Source organism: Marcopretia estuarina LEGE 06307 (assembly GCF_056633115.1).
In genome coordinates this window covers 255,831-273,215 of record NZ_JBSJOY010000001.1, presented here as the reverse complement: position 1 = coordinate 273,215, position 17,385 = coordinate 255,831, and the positions used below count along the sequence as shown (strand labels likewise).

Genomic DNA, 17,385 nt, shown 5'->3' with positions numbered 1-17,385 from the left:
CAATTGAACGCCCCACGTCCAGGGGAATCGGCCTGCGGTGCACAGGCGCGGCGGAGGCGAATCCAGCCGATTGCATCCCGTCCGCCGATCGATCCCACTGCCAGCGAACGTGTCCTTCAGCCCCGGCGACTCCAGAGCGCAGCCCGCCCGCCGGTCCAGCCTCACGCGTCTCACCGGCAGCCATAGCCCCTCGATTCAGCTGGGCGCGGAGATCGAGCTGAGGGCTTACGTGTTCCTCGATTCGCTGCAGCCCCAGCTGGCGGCCTACATGGGCACGGTGTCGCAGGGGTTCCTGCCGATCCCCGGCGATGCCTGCCTCTGGCTGGAGGTGGCACCGGGCATGGCGGTGCACCGCCTCACCGACATCGCCTTGAAGGCCAGCACCGTGCGGCTCGGCCAGAAGGTGGTGGAGCGGGCCTTCGGCTCGCTGGCGCTCTATCACCGCGATCAGAGCAGCGTGTTGCTCTCCGGCCAGGCGGTGGTGGATGCCATGGGCACCACGGTGGAGCGGCGCGGGCGTTGCGAGGTCACCTGGTCGGAGATCATCCGCGCCATCACCCCCGACCATGCGGTGCTGATCAACCGCCAGAACCGCCGCGGCTCCATGATCCAGTCGGGCATGAGCATGTTCATCCTGGAAACCGAGCCCGCCGGCTACGTGCTGATCGCCGCCAACGAGGCAGAGAAGTCGTCGAACATCACCGTGGTGGATGTGAAAGCCGTGGGCGCCTACGGCCGCCTCACCCTTGCGGGCCGCGAAGGCGATGTGGACGAAGCCTATGCCGCAGCCATGCGCGCGATCGAGGTGATCAACCGCTAGCCGCCACCCTGGCCGAAGGGTGTGGCGCTGATGATCCGCTGCGGACAGGCTCCGCAGCCGGCAGAGCTCAAACGCCCAGCAACCGGCGCAGCTCCGGGGCCAGCTGGCGGGCGGCCTTGGCGCGGCTGCCGAGCTTCTCGAGCTGATGGGTGCTCATCTCGGCCAGCGTGCAGCCGGCCTCGCGCACATGCAGCAGCGTGTTGTAGCCATAGCCAGGGGCCTGCACCGGGCGGGTAAGGATCTCGCCGCGGCAGATGCCCTCGGCTTCCAGCACGGTGCGGCCGCTGGGATCCGCCAGCGCCAGCGCCGACACGATGGCGGCACTGCGGTAGGGGGTGTCACCAAGCTCCTGCAACAGCCGGCTGATGCGCTCGGCATCGCTGGGGGCGTAGCGGGCCGAGTAGATGCCCGGCGCGCCGCCCAGGGCATCGACACACAGCCCGGAGTCATCGGCCAGGGTCCAGCGGCCGGTGAGGGCGGCCACGGTTTCCGCCTTGAGCCGGGCGTTCTCGGCGAAGGTGGCGCCCGTTTCCTCCACCTCGAGCCCGTCGGGCTGAGGCAGCACCTGCAGACGAGCCGCCTCCAGCATCGCCGCAAGCTCGCGGATCTTGTGCCGGTTGCTGCTGGCGATCACCAGCAGCGGCCCCCCATCCCCAACGGCGCGGATCACCGGCTGGCGGGAGCCGGAGCACGCTTCTGACGCGGCAGCGGGCCGTCGCGGTCGGAGCGGAAGATCAGCTCCAGGCCGGCGGCATGCAGCGGCAGCAGATCAATCAGGGATTGCAGGGTCTGGCGGGTGAGCGGTGCGCCCTTGGTCATGGCTTCGCCGCTCATCAGCACCACATCCAGTTCGGGGCCATCCGACTGGGGCTGCACATCGGCGAACAGCTGCACCGCCAGCCCCTGGGGCGGCACGCGCAGCAGGCCACTCAGGTGGACGGGCCCCTGCTGATCGATTTCGGTGCCCAGCTGAACGAGCGCAGGCAGCAGAACGGGAATCAGATCCTGTTCCGCCGCCGGCCCGCGGGGCTTGAGAACCATGATCAATCGAGCCATGGGGGTCAGCGAATCCCCGCATCTTCGCTCAGCGTTCGCCCAAGCTGGCGCGGGCGCGGGCGAGCGGGGAGGCCAACCAGAGGGCTGTGGCTCAGCCCGGAGTGGCAGCGGCATGCGGCGGCTGCGCAGGCCGACGCCTTCAGCGGTGCTCGATCAACTCCGCTGTGGAGTAACGGATCTTCGCCAGGCTGGCGTACTTGTCATCAGCGGAGCGGTAGCCGGCGGCGCAGACCACTGCGCTGCGGTAGGGGGAGGCTTCAAGCCCCAGCAGCCGGTCGTAGTCGGGGGGAGAAAAGCCCTCGATCGGGCAGGTGTCGATGCCGAGCAGCGCGGCCGCCGTCATGAAGGTCCCAAGGGCGATGTACAGCTGGTTGGTGGACCACTGATCGATCAGGGCGCTGCGGGGACCATCGAGCAGGTCTTTCTGCATCATCGAGCGATAGAAGGCCAGCTGCTCGATCGGCTGCTCGCGGATCGTGCTGGTGGCCTCGATCAGGCGATCGAGATCGGCACCGTCGATCGTGCGCTTGGCCAGGAACACCACCAGATGGGAAGCGTCGGTGATCTGCGACTGGTTCCAGGAGAAGGGACGCAGCTCACTGCGCAGGGCAGGATCCTCGATCACCAGGAACTTCCACGGCTGCAGGCCGTAAGAGGAAGGGCTGAGCACCAGCGACTGCTCAAGGTTGCTCCAGAGCTCAGCGGGAATGGTGCGCGCGGCATCGAACATCTTGGTGGCGTAGCGCCACTGCAGAGCCTCCAGCACGGTGAGGGGGTCGGTGGCGGGAGTGGGACGCATGCAAGGTGGTGCCGGGTTGAGGCGATTCTGGCCACAGGTGGTGGGTTTGGCCGGCCGTGATCGATAGGCTGAGCCAATGGAAAGGCCGCCTGGCTCTGATCGGGAGGCGCTAGGGAAGAAGCGCCAGTGGGAACTCAACCGCGCCAATTTCGATGGCCACTGGCAAGGGCCCACCCGCTGGTATCTCCGTCAGCCCAGCGGCTTTGATTTCCAGCGGCCTTCGCTGGACATTCCCCAGAGCACCTATGCCATTGCGTTCAGCGATGCCGACCACGGCACCTGGCACGGCACCGGCCTGCGCTTCGCCCCTGGCAACGAGCGGATCCTGCCGCTCAGCCGCAACACCTACAACAGCAGTGGCAGCTGCTGGCAATTCCCCGGGGCGGGAGGCCAGTCGAGCCTGACGATGACCAGTGACGTGGCCCGCTGCGGCCACGAGATCAACCTGTTCAGCGGCCGCTCCCGCTCGATGCTGATCGCTCTTTTTGAGCCGATGAGTGACGGCGCCGTCCAGCTTGAATCGGTTGGCGCCACAGCGTTCCGGTGTCAGCGGGGCTCGATCGATCCGCCGCGGGGCCCGCTGGCTTCCGCTGACGAGCTGCTGGAACGGGTGTGCGGCTGGCCGGGTGAGCGGCACGTGCTTGAACCGGGGGTCTGGCCGGAGGAGCCCTCCGCTGCCGCGCCGATCAGTGGCTTTGAGCCGGCTGCGTTCGCCCTCCATTGCCACACCGCCGCCTTCGACGACAACCTGGTGTGCTCGCTGCCCGATCGCCTGCCCGCCGGACCCTTTCAGCTCCAGTTCGGCTGCCTGCTGCGGGCCGATCACTTTGCGCAGGTCTGCCTCAGTTTTGACGCCGCCCATCACCTGAGCCGCTGGGAGTTGAGCCGGCACCAGCCACCGCGAGCGCCATGACCCACGTGGCGAACCCTGCAGCGCTGATGGGCGGAGGAGGTGGCGAAAACCGACCCTTCACGCCGCTTATCCGAAATGACTATGACTTAATCTGACCGCGACGACGCCCCCAGGCGTTGCAGCGATCTGTACGTTCCGCATTCCCTTTCATGGCTGTCATCGACCGTGTTCCCAGCGTGATCTTCAAGACACGCGTGCGCGACGAATCCGTGGAGGGCCCCAACCCCTTCCGCTGGCAGGATCTGAGCACCGACGACCTGTTCAAGGGCAAGAAAGTGGTGGTGTTCTCCCTGCCCGGGGCCTTCACCCCCACCTGCTCCTCCAACCACCTGCCCCGCTATGAGGAGCTCTCCGCCGAGTTCCAGGCCCTGGGTGTGGATCAGATCGTGTGCGTCTCAGTGAATGACGCCTTCGTGATGTACCAGTGGGGCAAGCAAGTGGGCGCCGACAAGGTGTTCCTGCTGCCTGACGGCAACGGCGAATTCACCCGCAAGATGGGAATGCTGGTGGAGAAGAGCAATCTGGGCTTCGGTCTGCGCTCCTGGCGCTATTCGATGCTCGTCAATGACGGCACGATCGAGAAGCTGTTCGTGGAGCCCGGCTACGAAGACAACTGCGCCAGCGACCCCTTTGAAGTGTCGGATGCCGACACCATGCTTGCCTACCTGAAGGGCACCCAGTCGCCCGGCGTGTCAGCACCGGTGCGTGCCTTCGTGGGCTGATCGCCTCAGCTGAGCTTCCGGGCTCACCTGTTCTGCTTGCCCAGCGGTTTGCCGCTGGGCTTTTGTCTTGGCTGAAGGATGTCCGAGGGAAACGATTGCGGCCCGTGGAATTCTTGAAGGCCGGGCTGAATCCTTATGAGGCTGGCGGCACACATCAGCTCCTTGCAACGCCACTAAGCTCCGTGCAACACCATGGCGCTGATGGCCGCAGCCTCTCGCTTTTGGCCCTGCCACTCCGCTGCTGGCCCTACCACTGCGCGCTCAGACACGCACCTGGTCTTTCGGCCACACCATTGCATCCTTGACAGCACCATGTCGATCGTGGCGGCACCTGTCAGCTGATCGACTCCGGCTCGGCAACGCTCTCCTTGCGGGCGCCACCAATGAGCTGCTCCACGAACAGCTTCAGCAGCAGTGATACCAGGCCGGCACCGGCCAGCACCAGGGCCGCGCCATAGGCCAGTTCGGTGTTGTACTGCTTGTAGGCATCTTCGACGAACAGCGGCAGCGTCTGGGTCTGGCCGGCGATATTGCCGCTCACCACGGCCACCGCGCCGAATTCACCCAGGGCGCGGGCTGTGGTGAGGATCAGCCCGTACACCACCGCCCAGCGCACCGAAGGCAAGGTCACCTTCCAGAACACCTGCCAGTTGGAGGCGCCGAGGGTGCGCGCCGCCTCTTCCTGGTCCCAGCCTTCCTCCTCCAGCAGCGGAATCACCTCCCGCGCCATGAACGGAAAGGTGACGATGATCGTGGCCAGGGCCATGCCGGGCCAGGAAAAGATGATCTTCCAGCCCAAGCTGCTGACCACACCACCGAGCAGTCCGTTGGTGGGGCTGTAGAGCAGCACCAGCATCAGGCCCACCACCACCGGTGAGATCGAGAAGGGAAGGTCGATCACACTGAGCAGCAGGGCTTTGCCGCGGAACTGGCGCCGGGCGATGGCCGTGGCCGCCGCCAGGCCGAACACCGTGTTGGCCGGCACGGCGATGGCGGTGCAGCGCAGCGTCAGCATCACTGCCGAGCGCAGTTCCTCGGATTGAAAGTTCTCGATGAAGGGTGCCAGCCCCTTGGCGAAGGCGCCGGCCACCACCTCCAGAGCTGGCAGCAGGATGATCACGCCCACATAAAGCATGGCGATCACGGGAATCAGGCTGGCAGCCTGAAACTTGGGCACAGGCAGGCGCAAACCACGCAACGGTGAAGGCATCGGAATCTCAGGGGTAACGATTCAAGGGCTGATTGGATTGAACGGGCTGAACGCAGCCAACGAACTGCTCACAGCCACCGCACTGCTCAGGCGCCGGTGGCAGGGTTGGCTTCCCAGTGGCGTCCCCACACCTGCAGGCCGTTGATCATCAGCAGGCTCACCAGCGAGAAGCCGAGCATCACCATGCCAATCACGGTGGCGGCTTCGAAGTCATATTCCTCCAGCTTCTGGATGATCAAGGTGGGGGTGATCAGATCCTTGAACGGCACGTTGGAGGAGATCATCACCACCGAGCCGTATTCCCCCACGGCGCGGCTGTAGCCCTGGGCCACACCGGCCAGGATCGCGGGCATCAGCTGCGGCAGCACCACCTTGGTGAGGGTCTGTCTGGGGCTGGCGCCCAGGCACCAGGCGGCTTCCTCCTGGTCGCGTTCCAGGGCCTCAAGCACCGGCTCCACGCTGCGCACCACGAAGGGCAGGGAGATGAACACCATCGCGATCGCCACCCCCAGCCAGGTGAACGACACCTTCAGCCCGAACAGAGCGAACAGGGGTCCGCCGATCCAGCCGTTGGTGCTGTAGATCGCCGCCAGGGCCAGGCCCGCCACGGCGGTGGGCAGGGCGAAGGGGAGGTCGATCAGGGCATCGAGCAGGCGCCGGCCGGGGAAGCTGCAGCGCACCAGGGCCCAGGCGATCACCAGCCCGAACACCCCGTTGAGCAGGGCGGCCAGCAGCGACAGGCCGAAGCTGACCCGGTAGGTGGCCAGTGCTTCGGGGGTCGTGGCAAGCCGCCAGAACTGTTCCGGGCTCACGGAGGCGGCCTTGAGGGCCAGGGCTCCGAGCGGCAGGAACAGCACGAAGGCCATGTAGAGCCAGGTGATCCGCCACGACCAGCTCAATTGCAACCAGCTGGGCAGCTCCAGTCGTCGGGCTCGGACCAGCAGGACAGGAGTCATGGCGGAAGACGGCAGCGGTTGGCGGGACCGTATCACCGTTTGCCGATTAGTTCAACGGTACGCCGGTGGGAAATAGGACTATTGCTGTAGCGTGCGGCGGTCGTTCACCGCCTCCCTCTGTCATGGGCATCCGCGTTGCCGGTGTGAGCAAACAGTTCGGTTCCTTCCGCGCCGTCGACGATGTCAGCCTCGACGTGGAAACGGGTTCGCTGGTGGCTCTGCTGGGGCCGTCCGGTTCAGGCAAAAGCACCCTGCTGCGCCTGATCGCCGGCCTTGAGGAGGCTGACGACGGCCGCATCTGGATCACCGGCGAAGAGGCCACCAGCCGCTCGGTGCAGGATCGGCAGGTGGGCTTCGTGTTCCAGCACTTCGCCCTGTTCAAGCACCGCAGCGTGCGTCAGAACGTGGGCTTCGGGCTGGAGCTGCGTGGCTGGAGCCCTGCCACGATTCGACGCCGCGTCGATGAACTGCTGGAGCTGGTGCAACTGCAGGGGTTCGGCAACCGCTACCCCTCCCAGCTCTCCGGCGGCCAGCGTCAGCGGGTGGCCCTGGCCCGGGCGCTGGCGGTACAGCCCCGTGTGCTGCTTCTGGATGAACCGTTCAGCGCTCTCGACGCCAAGGTGCGCAAGGAACTGCGCGCCTGGCTGCGCAACCTGCACGACGAGATGCACGTGACCACGGTGATCGTGACCCACGACCAGGAAGAAGCCATGGAGGTGGCGGATCGCATCGTGGTGATGAACAACGGCAGGGTCGAGCAGATCGGCTCCCCCGCGGAGATCTACGACCAGCCGGCCAGCCCCTTCGTGATGAGTTTCGTGGGTGCGGTGAACGTGCTGCCGGCCCACGTTCCACTGGCCCCCAGTGGTGCCGCTGTTGCAGGCGGTGCCGCCGAGGCGGACGCTGCTGCCGTTGCCGGCGAGCAGCAGCAGAAAGGCAATCTGTTCATCCGCCCCCATGATCTGGAGCTGCACCGCACCGCCCAGAGCGGCAGCGTGCCGGCGGTGCTGCGCCGGCTCACTCACATGGGCCGTGACATCCAGGCCGAACTGGTGCTCGGCAGTGGCGAGGTGGTGATGGCCCAGCTGCCACGCGAACGCATCGACTACCACGACCTCAAGGCCGGCGATGCCCTGCACATCACCAGCCGGGAAGCGCGCACCTTCGTGTCCGACTTCGTGATCTGAGCCTCAGCTCCGGGCGGGCGCGGTGGCAGCGCACCTGGCCGGGCCTGATGGAGCAGCAGGCGGGCCAGGCCCTGCTCCTGAACCAGCAGTGCGTCCAGCACGTCCTGGCGATCGCGGCTGTCGAGTTCGCCGTCGCGGCCCCAATGGAGGCACCAGGGAGGGGTGACGGCGCTCATGGCTGGCGGGGGATCAGCAGATCGTTGTCACCGACGGCGACGAGGCGGCCTTCGGCGCGAAAGCGGCTGAGCAGTTTGGTCACGGTGACGCGCGTGAGGCCGCAGAGTTCGGCCAGACCGCGGTGGGTGAGGTTGAGCTCACTCAACGACAGGCGGCAGCCATGGCGGTTGATCTGCCCATGGGACCGGGCGATCCAGGTGAGCAGCGTCAGCAGGCGGCGATCGCCGGCGCGGATCCGCTGGATGGTGAGCAGTTCGGCCAGCATCTGGCGTTCTCTGCGCAGGTGCTGCTGCTGAAGCCCGGGCTCAAAGGTGATGTGCTCCACCACCACGGTGGTGAGGCACTGCAGTTCAAGGGGCTGGATCACGGGATCCTCAGAGGTGATCACCTCGCCAGGCCCCCAGAGGCCGAGGGCAAGGCATTCGCCTTCGAGATCCCAGGCCACAGAACGCACGTAGCCCTCATGCAGGCGCCAGCTCATCGCTTCGGGGAGCACGTCCTGAGGGTGGAGCGTCAGCTGCAAGGGGCTGTGGTGCAGGGAAGGTGTCACGGTGTCGGCGGGCGATGGGGTGGCGGTTCGGGCACGGCGAAAGCGAGCAACAGGGGCATTCGCGACGAACAGGCCATGGGGGGCAAGCAACTGCCGGAGACTATGACTTATTTCCGATCGAGGTACCGGTATTTTGAGGCACACCACCTCAGGCGCAGTCGCCATAACTTGCACAAGTTCCCGATCGACGAACCGTGTTTGATTCTTCGACGCCGGCCCCCTTGCGGCGCCGCCAGTTGCTGCTCACCGGACTGGCCCTCCTGCCCCTGACGGCCGGCGCCGCCGTCCACCTGCATGGCTCCATCGCCCAGGCCCAGCAACCGCCCAAACCGATCACGCTCACGGTGGTGTCGTATGCGGTGACCAAGAACGCCTATGACCAGATCTTCCGGCTGTTCGCCGCCGACTGGAAACAGAAGACCGGCCAGACCGTGACCTTCCGCGGCAGCTATGGCGGCTCCGGCAGCCAGGCCCGTGCCGTGATCGATGGGCTGGAGGCCGATGTGGTGAGCCTGGCCCTGGCCGCCGACACGCTGGCGATCGAACGGGCCGGCCTGATCAGGCCGGGCTGGCAGAACCGACTGCCCAACAATGCGGCGCCGATCCACTCCACGGTGGTGGCCTTCGTGCGCAAGGGGAACCCCAAACGGATCAACAGCTGGGCTGATCTCGCACGCCCTGATGTGAATCTGGTGGCTGCCAATCCCAAAACATCAGGGGGCGCCCGCTGGAACTTCGTGGCCCTCTGGGGAGCCGTCACCCAGTCGCCGGGCGGCAGCGAGACCAAGGCCAGAAGCTTCATCCGGGATGTCTATAAGAACGCCGAAGTTCTGCCAAAGGATGCCCGCGAAGCCACCGACTTCTTCCTCAAGCGCAACCAGGGAGATGTGCTGCTCAACTGGGAAACCGAAGCGATCCTGGCCAGGCGCAAAGGGGAGTGGAAGGAACCCTGGAAAACCTTCTCGCCCAATGTGCTGACGGCCCAGCCCGTGGCCGTCGTGGACAGGGTGGTCGACCGGCGTGGCAGCCGTCGGGTGGCGGAGGCCTTCACCCGGTTTCTCTACACCGCCCCAGCTCAGAGAGTGTTCGTGGACAACGGCTTTCGGCCCGCCACCGCAGCCGGCAAGGCCCTGGCCCGGGGAAGATTCCCAGCCTTCAAGGCCTTCACGATCGACACCTTCGGCGGCTGGCCTGCGGTGACCAGCAAGTTCTTTGCCAATGGCGCCATCTGGGATCAGATCTTCCGCGCCACCCGCTGAGCAGCGGCGCCAGTCCCGGTTTCAACCCCAGCCCCAGCCCACGCGGCCTGGGGCCGATGGCTTGAATACAGTTTCCGATCGGATTGCCGTGGTATCTTTACGGCGAGTTTCCGACCGGAATACGTGGTTAAGTCTTCCTTGCGCCTGCTCGCCCTTTCCGCGGCAGGTTCCCTGCTGCTCCTGACCAGCTGCGGCGGCTCGACGCCAGCCCCGGGCGCCGCTGGCGACGCGGCCGGCAGCGGCGGCGAACGGCAGGAGCTGTTGCTGGTCAGCTACGCCGTCACCAAAGGCGCCTACGACCGCCTGCTGCCGAAGTTCATCGCGTCCTGGAAGGCGAAAACAGGCCAGGAGCTCGCGATCAAAACCAGCTACGGCGGTTCCGGCACCCAGACCCGGGCGGTGATCGATGGCCTCGATGCCGATGTGGTCACCCTGGCCCTGGCCGCGGACGTGCACAAACTCGAGGAGTCCGGGTTTGTGGATCCCGGCTGGGAAAAGGAATTCCCCAACGCGAGCATCATCACCAACTCCGCCGTGGCCTTCCTGGTGCGGCCCGGCAACCCCAAGCGCATCGCCAGCTGGGCGGATCTGAACAAGCCCGGCCTCACGGTGGTGACAGCCAACCCGAAAACCTCCGGGGGTGCCCGCTGGAATTTCCTGGGCCTGTGGGGCTCGGTGACCCAGTCCGGCGGCAGCCAGCAAAAGGCCGAGACGTTTGTCTCCAGCGTGTACAGGAACGTCGATAACCTGCCCAAGGATGCCCGCGAAGCCTCCGACGTGTTCCTCAAGCGCGACCAGGGGGATGTGCTGTTGAATTACGAGAACGAGGCGATCCTGGCCACCCGCAGCGGTGTGCTCAAGGATCCCTTCGTGGTGCCGGAGCTCAACATCCGCATCGAAGGTCCTGTGGCCGTGGTCGACAAGGTGGTGGAGCGCAAGGGCACGCGCAAGGCCGCCGAGGCCCTGGCCGCCTATCTGTTCAGCGAAGAGGCCCAGGCCGTCTTTGCCGAGGAGGGATTCCGCCCCACCAACCCCACGGTCTGGGCGCGCGTGAAGGGTCGCTTTGCCCCAGTGAAGACCTTCTTCACGGTGGCCGACTTCGGCGGCTGGCCCAAGGTGAACAAGGAGTTCTTCGGCGACGGCGGGCTCTGGGACCGTCTGTTCGCCAACACCCGCTGAGCCGACCATGTGTGAGCTGCTGGCCCTGAACGCCAATACCCCCACCGACATGGGCTTCTCCTTCCGAGGCCTGAGCCGCCGCGGGGGGGCCACCGGCGAGCATGCCGACGGCTGGGGGCTGGCCAGCTTCACCCCCGATGGCCATGGCCTCACCGTGCTGCGGGAGGACGCCCCCGCCGCCTTCTCCGCCCTGGCGGATCAGCTGGCGGAGCGCTCTCCCAAGGCACTGGTGAGCATCGCCCACATCCGCAAGGCCACCCGCGGTGTGGTGGCCCTCGACAACTGCCATCCATTTGCGCGGTCCTGGCAGGGCCAGCGCTGGGTGTTCGCCCACAACGGGGATCTGCAGGGGGAGATTCCGCTGGGAGATCAGCACCGCCCCTGCGGCAGCACCGACAGCGAAGCAGCCTTCTGCTGGATCCTGCAGCAGCTGGATGCGGCCCAGCCCGATCCGGAGAATCCCGCCGCCCTCTTCGAGTTATTGCACCACTGCGCCGCCGAGCTGGCACAGAGGGGGACCTTCAATGTACTGATCAGCAATGGCCGCTGGCTGTTCGCCAGCGCCACCACCCGGCTGCACTGGCTCACCCGCCGGGCGCCGTTTGGCAGGGCCACCCTGGCCGATGTGCCCCTGCAGGTGGATTTTTCCTGCGTGACAACCGCCAAGGATGTGGTGACAATCCTCAGCACCGAGCCGCTCACCACCGATGAACAGTGGCAGCCCTTCGCGCGCGGGGAATCGATGCTGCTGATCGACGGGGAAATCCGGCGCCGCCTGCAGCCCGGCAGGAAGGAATTGCAGAGTGTTCAGGTGTGAGCGTGGCGCTCAGGGTTTGTGCGTGAGCTCACAACTCAGGCTGCTGATGCAAGCCCTCAAGTCAGCAGCGAGCGCTCAGATGTAAAACATCGGCTGGGGCTGGAGCCGTTTGTTTCGTTCCACCAGCAGATCGGCCAGGGTGGTGCTGGAGAGCAACGACGCGCGCGCCTCCTCCAGCTTCTGATCCAATGCCTTGAGCACCTGAAATTCCGGGTCGTCGCGGTCGCCCTGGCGCTCATTGCTGGATTCACCTTCCAGGCAGATCTCCACCGCAGCGATGGTGATGTCCCCGGGCGGCCGGGCCAGCTGGAAACCACCGCGTGGTCCGCGGATGCTGGTCAGAAAGCCATCCTTGCGCAGGGCCGTAAGCATCTGCTCGAGATAGCGCACCGGAATGCCATGCCGGCGACAGATGTCACCGGTCTGCCGCAGTTCACCGGTGCCATGGGCATCGGCCAGATCGATCAGGGCGATCAGGCCATATTCCGTTTTCGCGCTGAACGCCATGGCCCTTGTTACCGACGTTCCACTGTGCCAGGCAAAAGACACTTCACCGGTAGGAAAGCCTGCCCAGGCCTGAGCACGAGCAGGCAGCCGGGCTCAGAAGCAGAACGGCAGGAACTGGGTGCGGCAGGCGACGTAACCGTCGACGAGCGGACCGAGGCCGATCTGGTGGGCGATGCCGGCGCCGGTGAGGGCCTCGGTGAGGATGCCGATCACGATGCCGAGCATGGCGGCGCGGCCGTTGAAGCGCTCGGCGCGCTGGAGCTGCTCCATGTGCAGCTGCTGCTCATCCCGCTCAGGGGCGTATCGGGCGTTGATGGGGGTGTTGGTCATGGCTGGAGGGGCGGGGGATGGGGTGAGCGGGAGAAAGAGGAACGCCAGCCTGGGTGCTGCAGGTCTGGCGAGGAAGAGAACGTCAGCCTGAAAGCGGCTGTCAGTCTGAAACCGGCCGTCAGTCGGAAGCCGGAGCGGGCTGGAGCAGGGCGCCCACCAACCAGGTGCCAAACAGAACGAGAGCGAGGGTGGCGGTCATTGGCTTTTCGAGGCGAGGTCGCTGGGGCGGGTGAGCATGAAGGTCACCATGCCGGTGAGCACCACCACGAGGGCGAAGACAGCGGCGATCGAAGCGGTGTAATCGGTGTCCATGACGATCAGGAGAGGCCGAGCTGGGAAAGGATGCCCTGACCGGTGAGCAGCTCGGTGCCGAGCCCGATCACGAAGCCGAGCATGGCCATGCGGCCATTCCAGGTTTCGGCGAAGGCGACAAAACCGAAGCGGGAGGATTCAGCCATGGGGTGTTGCGGAATGTTTCATTGACTGTAACAGATTGTGAAGGGGGTGGGCGGCCGGCCGACGAACACGGGCTGGCCTCCGATCCGATCACGCCGATCCGATCGAACCAGCAGCTCCAACCGTTCCTCTGCAGCGCTCTGCCATGGGGATCGGCACGGCCCAGCCCCTCAACCCACTCCGCAGCCCAATCCCGCAGCCAGCTCACTCAGAAGAGAGAGTCCGCCGTTAGCCGTTCCAGATAGCTACCGGCCCAGTCCTCAGCTGCCACCCCAGCAGGAACCAGGCGGAGGTAGGCCTCACTGCCCATCATTTCCTTGAGCGCTTCGCCCAGCCGTTCATTCGAGCGGCTGTGGGGCAGGCGCTGGTTGAGGGTGTGATGGATCTGCTGCAGATACCAGACAGTGCCATCGAGACCGGCGTTGAAGCGGGTCCAGCTGTCGGACTTGCGGCGGGCATCCAGCACCATGTCCTGGGCGTTGTGGGCCTTGTCGGCGGCGGTCACCAGCAGAGAATCCAGCGACACGGTCTGCAGGTGCTCCACATAGCGCGTCTTGCGCAGGATCCAGGGCTCCTTTTCTCCGCCCGCCACCACAGCCCCGCTGGTGTCCGTGCAATCCGCCACCATGCGCCCGACCCGCTCGCCGAACGGCGCGGCGATCTGGTGCTGGCTGACGCCCGCATCTTCGATGGCGTCGTGCAGCAGCGCCGCAATGGCCTGATCTTCATCGCCGCCGTCTTCCCAGACCAGGGCGCTGACGGCGATCAGGTGGGAGATGTACGGCACGTTCGGCTTGCCCTTGCGGCGCTGGGGGCGGTGCAGTTCATCGGCCCAGAGCAGGGCCTGGCTGTAGCGGCTCGTGATCACCATGGGCTGCGCGGGGTCACTCAAAGCGTTGGGGGCGTCCGCTATTGAGCTGCTGCATCTGCCAGGTCACGAAGGTGCCGACCGGGCTCCAGAGCAGATATGGCACCAGCAGCAGGGCTGCCAGCCCTGACATCTGCAACACCACCACGGTGAGCGCCAGACCCCACACCCAGCCGGCGAAACCCACAGCGGTGCCGTTGGCGAGGCGGCGCGTGCGGCAGATCAGCCAGGTGTAGCTCTGAACCAAGACCAGAAGCCCGAAGTAGCCCGCCATCAGCCCCCAGCTCCGGCTGGCATCCCAGGCCAGCAGCGCCGAGGCATAGAAGCAGGCGTAGATCGCCACCCAGATCGCCGGGATCAGGCGCTCAAAGGTGAGCCAGGCGGGACGGCGCAGGCGGATGAACCAGGCGAACTGGTCCCGTCCGGGGTTGAGCAGCACCCCCACCGCCACCATCACCAGCAGGATCAGCAGGGCAGCGACCATGGCGCTCGAAACAGTCCGCTCCAGCCTGGCGCGCCCTTCGCCGCGTGGGCCCCACCGCGACCGCCCAAGCTGGACCCGGAGTCTGTGGATGCTGCCGTGGCTGATGCGCCCTATCTGATCTGTCTGGCCCTGCTCGAGCAGGGAGGTCAGCGGGCCATGCCGCTCAATGGCCTCTCACAGAAGGAGGCGATCGCCCCAGGCTCAGGCCCGGGCGAGTCGGGCAAGACCCTGGCCCTGGAGCTGCTGGTCCGCTTGTGGCAGCGCAGCGACGCACAGCCGATGAGCCGTTGCGGCGGCGACGCCAGCCTGCTGCTGCTGCAGCTCCCTCTGGCAGTGATGCAGGAGCAGCTGCCAGCACTCAAGGCCCGCTGGATCCGCGATGGCGACACCGCGGTGCTGCTCGATCAGCTGCGCCAACGGGGCGAAGGACTTTGGCGGCTGAGCCTGGCCCGCTACGAACCGCTCACCTTCACGGCACTGTGAAGGCTCAGAAGGAAGGGATGACGTTGGATGCAGGGGCTCGCAGTGCTGGGCCTTGTTGTGCTGGGCCTTGTTGTGCTCTGCCGTGGTGTGTTCTCTGTGGTGTGTTCTCTGTGGTGTGTTCTCTGTGGCGGCCGCAGGATGGGTTCCATGCAGGCCCGAGGGTGTGTTCCGCTCTCAGCTGTATTCGCCAGGCACGTCGTTCTTGCGTACCGTCACCTTGTCGAATTTCTGGCCGGACGCCCGCAGCAGCTCGTCCCCTGAGAACTCAAAACCCAGCTTGATGGCGATCTGAGCCACGTCGTCGGCTGTGGAAGCCGCCAGCACCTGCTGCTTCAACGCCGCGTCGTTCTGCATGCGGAGGAGAAAGGCCTTGAGCTGTTCGCGCGACATGGGGCCCAGGCCAACCTGCCAGCATTGTCCCTGACGGCATGTGACGGCATCTGACGGCGAGGTCAGGTGCAAGCGGAAGCAGGGCTCGGTGCATGGCGCATCGGGCGCAGATCCTGGAGGGGCGCTTGCCATGGTGATCCCTAGTGCTCACAGGCGAAAGGTGTGAACGAAGGCAGGCAAACGCAAACCGAAGACAAGGCCTACCTAGCAATCGTTGAGAGGATGGTCTGGAAGCTGTGACATTGGGGCTTGATAGGGGCGGGCTGGGTTGGATGTCACTGAATGTCTGATGTATCAAGCCGGTGATGGCTCAGCGAGTGATGACGCAGCAGGTGATGACTCAGCAGGTGATGCCCTCTCAGTCGTTGCGTTGCTCGCTGTTGCACGTCTTGGCTGAGGACTCACTTGCTCGATACAACCTGGTCGTGTTCTGTTTGGCCTAGCGGCACACAATTCCTCAGCCACCCCTACAGTCGATCAGCGACTTGATCCATACGCCACGCCATGGCAGACAGATCGGGAAAACCCATCCTCCTGTTGATCAATCTTCACTCCAAGCAGGGGCTTGAACGGTTCGGTGAGGTGGTGGCGGCCTTCAACTCTCTGGGCGTGAGATACATCATTGGGCAGGTGATGCGGTCAGAAGATTTTTCGCACTGCATTCGTTGGCACCAGGACGAGGTGTCTGCTGTGGTGATCGGCGGTGGCGACGGCACCTTGAACCTGGCGATCGATGCGCTGCTGGAGACAAACCTTCCCCTGGGCCTCCTGCCTCTGGGCACGGCCAACGACCTGGCCCGCACCCTGAATCTGCCTCCGACGCTGGCCGAGGCCTGCAGCGTGGTAGCCAACGGACATCGCCAGACCATCGACCTTGGCCGGGTGAATGGCAAGTATTTCTTCAACGTGGCCAGTTGCGGGTTGAGCATCAAGATCACAGATGCGCTCTCCAAAGACCTCAAGAAGCGTTGGGGAATCCTTGCCTATGGGATCGCGGCGGCGAAGGCGTTGCTGACGCTGCGACGTTTCGATGCCGAGATCCATATCGATGGGGAGCAGATCCTCCATCGCCGTACCCTGCAGATCGCCGTAGGCAACGGAGTGTTCTACGGCGGTGGGCTCACCGTGGTGAAGGATGCCGCCATCGACGACCAGCGGCTGGATCTCTACAGCCTGGAAATCCCCCATTGGTGGCAACTCTTCTTCGTGCTGCCGGCATTGAAGTCTGGACGTGGCAACTCCCGTTTCGGCATCCACCGCTGGCAGGGCAGAACCTTCGAGGTGCACACGCGATTGCGGAAGCGCGTCAACACCGACGGAGAGGTCACCACCAAAACCCCTGCCGTGTTTGAGCTGTGCCCCGCCGTGCTCGACGTGTTTGTGCCGGCGCCCACCTCGACGGCGGACGACTGACGCCAGCCGCTTACAGCTTCCGCCCCCAGCTGATCAGCATCAGCACGCCCGCGTAGGCCTCGCCGTCGCGGTAATGCTCAAGCCAGTCCAGCGCCTCAGGTTGCTCAGCGGCGAGCTTGCGGGCATTGTCCTCAATGCCGAAGAGCAGATCCGATTCCGCGAATCCGTGGGTGGGCAGCCAGATCTCCTCGCGTTGCAGCTCGCCAACACCGGCAGCGCTCAGCAGGTCGGGCAGGGCGCGGCCGATCCAGGGGTTCTGGAACGAACGGATCCAGTCGTGCTGGATGCGCTCACTCACCCCGCCGTGGGGACCACCCAGCAGGAACGTGCCCCAATCGGGTTCAGCGCACAGCACCACCCCGCCCCGGCGGGTGACGCGGGCCATCTCCTTCACCACCAGTTCCGGCTGCGCGATGTGTTGCAGTGCCCGGTCGATGCGCACCGCATCAAAGCTGCCGGAGACAAATGGCAGGGCCTTGGCATCCGCCAGCTGGAAGCTGGCCGCTGTGGTGCTGTGGCGCGTCTGGGCGGCAGCCAGCAGCGTGCGGCTGCAGTCGGCGCCAACGGCACGCGCGCCGGCAGCCACCATCTGGACCACATCGTCGCCGAGGCCGCAGGCCACATCGAGCGCGGCGCATCCGGGCACGAGCTGCAGCGCGGCGAGGGCGCGGGCCTTGTAAGCACGGCCGGCAGGCAACTGGTGCAGGCAATCGAGGCAGCGGACGCACGCCTCCGGTGCAGTGGCATCCACATCCCGGAAGCCAATGGGCAACGGCACGGAGGGGATGTCGGTCATGGCCGTCCCTCGG

The 17,385-nt window shown here is 65.6% G+C and carries 22 protein-coding genes; 9 read left to right on the top strand and 13 right to left on the bottom strand.

Features of this window, described 5'->3' with window-relative positions; all coding sequences use genetic code 11:
• The first annotated feature begins 109 nt into the window (after nt 1–109).
• Nucleotides 110–820 (top strand): BMC domain-containing protein, encoded by a 711-nt coding sequence (locus ACWJI3_RS01335; protein ID WP_094510844.1) that lies wholly within the window; start codon nt 110–112, stop codon nt 818–820.
• A 67-nt stretch (nt 821–887) separates the two neighbouring features.
• Here ACWJI3_RS01335 and rdgB read toward each other — a convergent pair whose 3' ends face one another.
• The 3 genes from rdgB to ACWJI3_RS01320 all read right to left on the bottom strand — a co-directional run bounded on the left by rdgB (nt 888) and on the right by ACWJI3_RS01320 (nt 2,675).
• On the bottom strand, nt 888–1,490 hold the full coding sequence (gene rdgB, locus ACWJI3_RS01330) for an RdgB/HAM1 family non-canonical purine NTP pyrophosphatase (RefSeq protein WP_480202578.1): 603 nt from the start codon (nt 1,488–1,490) through the stop codon (nt 888–890).
• Nucleotides 1,487–1,861, bottom strand: coding sequence for a hypothetical protein (locus ACWJI3_RS01325; RefSeq protein ID WP_144036908.1), 375 nt, complete (start codon nt 1,859–1,861; stop codon nt 1,487–1,489). The genes rdgB and ACWJI3_RS01325 overlap by 4 nt, the downstream gene beginning before the upstream one ends.
• Before the next feature lie 154 nt (nt 1,862–2,015).
• Complete coding sequence (locus tag ACWJI3_RS01320) at nt 2,016–2,675, bottom strand: NAD(P)H-dependent oxidoreductase (RefSeq protein ID WP_094510846.1); 660 nt, start codon at nt 2,673–2,675, stop codon at nt 2,016–2,018.
• 76 nt (nt 2,676–2,751) lie between these two features.
• Between ACWJI3_RS01320 and ACWJI3_RS01315 the strand changes: the two genes are divergently transcribed.
• Both ACWJI3_RS01315 and ACWJI3_RS01310 read left to right on the top strand, forming a co-directional pair.
• Nucleotides 2,752–3,588, top strand: a complete 837-nt coding sequence (locus ACWJI3_RS01315; protein WP_480202577.1) for a hypothetical protein — start codon at nt 2,752–2,754, stop codon at nt 3,586–3,588.
• A gap of 149 nt (nt 3,589–3,737) precedes the next feature.
• Nucleotides 3,738–4,310 (top strand): peroxiredoxin, encoded by a 573-nt coding sequence (locus ACWJI3_RS01310; protein WP_094510848.1) that lies wholly within the window; start codon nt 3,738–3,740, stop codon nt 4,308–4,310.
• A 334-nt stretch (nt 4,311–4,644) separates the two neighbouring features.
• Here the strand turns inward: ACWJI3_RS01310 and ACWJI3_RS01305 are convergent, their stop codons facing one another.
• Both ACWJI3_RS01305 and cysT read right to left on the bottom strand, forming a co-directional pair.
• A complete protein-coding gene (locus ACWJI3_RS01305) occupies nt 4,645–5,520 on the bottom strand; it encodes a sulfate ABC transporter permease (RefSeq protein WP_480202576.1) in 876 nt (291 codons plus the stop codon).
• Between the two features lie 86 nt (nt 5,521–5,606).
• Nucleotides 5,607–6,476 carry a sulfate ABC transporter permease subunit CysT gene (gene cysT / locus ACWJI3_RS01300; protein WP_480202575.1) on the bottom strand — a complete coding sequence of 290 codons (870 nt, stop codon included), beginning with the start codon at nt 6,474–6,476 and terminating at the stop codon, nt 5,607–5,609.
• A gap of 122 nt (nt 6,477–6,598) precedes the next feature.
• Between cysT and ACWJI3_RS01295 the strand changes: the two genes are divergently transcribed.
• The gene (locus ACWJI3_RS01295; protein WP_480202574.1) at nt 6,599–7,663 is read left to right on the top strand and encodes a sulfate/molybdate ABC transporter ATP-binding protein; all 1,065 of its coding nucleotides are present in this window, start codon (nt 6,599–6,601) and stop codon (nt 7,661–7,663) included.
• Nucleotides 7,664–7,835: 172 nt separating this feature from the next.
• On the opposite strand, the gene ACWJI3_RS01290 is transcribed toward ACWJI3_RS01295, so the two are convergent.
• Nucleotides 7,836–8,390: a Crp/Fnr family transcriptional regulator gene (locus tag ACWJI3_RS01290; protein WP_144036909.1), complete on the bottom strand. Its 555-nt coding sequence runs from the start codon at nt 8,388–8,390 to the stop codon at nt 7,836–7,838.
• Nucleotides 8,391–8,584: 194 nt separating this feature from the next.
• Between ACWJI3_RS01290 and ACWJI3_RS01285 the strand changes: the two genes are divergently transcribed.
• From ACWJI3_RS01285 to ACWJI3_RS01275, 3 genes are all read left to right on the top strand, one after another.
• Entirely contained in the window at nt 8,585–9,649 is a 1,065-nt protein-coding gene (locus ACWJI3_RS01285) for a sulfate ABC transporter substrate-binding protein (RefSeq protein WP_480202573.1), read from the top strand.
• A gap of 123 nt (nt 9,650–9,772) precedes the next feature.
• Nucleotides 9,773–10,828 (top strand): sulfate ABC transporter substrate-binding protein, encoded by a 1,056-nt coding sequence (locus tag ACWJI3_RS01280; RefSeq protein ID WP_480202572.1) that lies wholly within the window; start codon nt 9,773–9,775, stop codon nt 10,826–10,828.
• A 7-nt stretch (nt 10,829–10,835) separates the two neighbouring features.
• A complete protein-coding gene (locus ACWJI3_RS01275; protein ID WP_480202571.1) occupies nt 10,836–11,645 on the top strand; it encodes a class II glutamine amidotransferase in 810 nt (269 codons plus the stop codon).
• A gap of 75 nt (nt 11,646–11,720) precedes the next feature.
• Here the strand turns inward: ACWJI3_RS01275 and ACWJI3_RS01270 are convergent, their stop codons facing one another.
• The 5 genes from ACWJI3_RS01270 to ACWJI3_RS01250 all read right to left on the bottom strand — a co-directional run bounded on the left by ACWJI3_RS01270 (nt 11,721) and on the right by ACWJI3_RS01250 (nt 14,290).
• Entirely contained in the window at nt 11,721–12,152 is a 432-nt protein-coding gene (locus tag ACWJI3_RS01270; RefSeq protein ID WP_255099503.1) for an RrF2 family transcriptional regulator, read from the bottom strand.
• A 93-nt stretch (nt 12,153–12,245) separates the two neighbouring features.
• Nucleotides 12,246–12,482 (bottom strand): chlorophyll a/b-binding protein, encoded by a 237-nt coding sequence (locus tag ACWJI3_RS01265; protein WP_094510857.1) that lies wholly within the window; start codon nt 12,480–12,482, stop codon nt 12,246–12,248.
• A gap of 317 nt (nt 12,483–12,799) precedes the next feature.
• A complete protein-coding gene (locus tag ACWJI3_RS01260) occupies nt 12,800–12,940 on the bottom strand; it encodes a high light inducible protein (RefSeq protein WP_480202570.1) in 141 nt (46 codons plus the stop codon).
• 206 nt (nt 12,941–13,146) lie between these two features.
• Nucleotides 13,147–13,809, bottom strand: coding sequence for an HD domain-containing protein (locus ACWJI3_RS01255; RefSeq protein WP_480202569.1), 663 nt, complete (start codon nt 13,807–13,809; stop codon nt 13,147–13,149).
• A 13-nt stretch (nt 13,810–13,822) separates the two neighbouring features.
• Nucleotides 13,823–14,290: a TspO/MBR family protein gene (locus tag ACWJI3_RS01250; protein WP_480202568.1), complete on the bottom strand. Its 468-nt coding sequence runs from the start codon at nt 14,288–14,290 to the stop codon at nt 13,823–13,825.
• Between the two features lie 96 nt (nt 14,291–14,386).
• Between ACWJI3_RS01250 and ACWJI3_RS01245 the strand changes: the two genes are divergently transcribed.
• On the top strand, nt 14,387–14,773 hold the full coding sequence (locus ACWJI3_RS01245) for a hypothetical protein (protein WP_480202567.1): 387 nt from the start codon (nt 14,387–14,389) through the stop codon (nt 14,771–14,773).
• A gap of 174 nt (nt 14,774–14,947) precedes the next feature.
• Here ACWJI3_RS01245 and ACWJI3_RS01240 read toward each other — a convergent pair whose 3' ends face one another.
• Nucleotides 14,948–15,163 carry a Nif11-like leader peptide family natural product precursor gene (locus tag ACWJI3_RS01240; RefSeq protein WP_094510861.1) on the bottom strand — a complete coding sequence of 72 codons (216 nt, stop codon included), beginning with the start codon at nt 15,161–15,163 and terminating at the stop codon, nt 14,948–14,950.
• Between the two features lie 504 nt (nt 15,164–15,667).
• Between ACWJI3_RS01240 and ACWJI3_RS01235 the strand changes: the two genes are divergently transcribed.
• Nucleotides 15,668–16,576, top strand: coding sequence for a lipid kinase (locus ACWJI3_RS01235; RefSeq protein WP_480202566.1), 909 nt, complete (start codon nt 15,668–15,670; stop codon nt 16,574–16,576).
• 10 nt (nt 16,577–16,586) lie between these two features.
• Here ACWJI3_RS01235 and ACWJI3_RS01230 read toward each other — a convergent pair whose 3' ends face one another.
• The gene (locus tag ACWJI3_RS01230; RefSeq protein WP_480202565.1) at nt 16,587–17,372 is read right to left on the bottom strand and encodes a methyltransferase domain-containing protein; all 786 of its coding nucleotides are present in this window, start codon (nt 17,370–17,372) and stop codon (nt 16,587–16,589) included.
• Between the last annotated feature and the right edge of the window lie 13 nt (nt 17,373–17,385).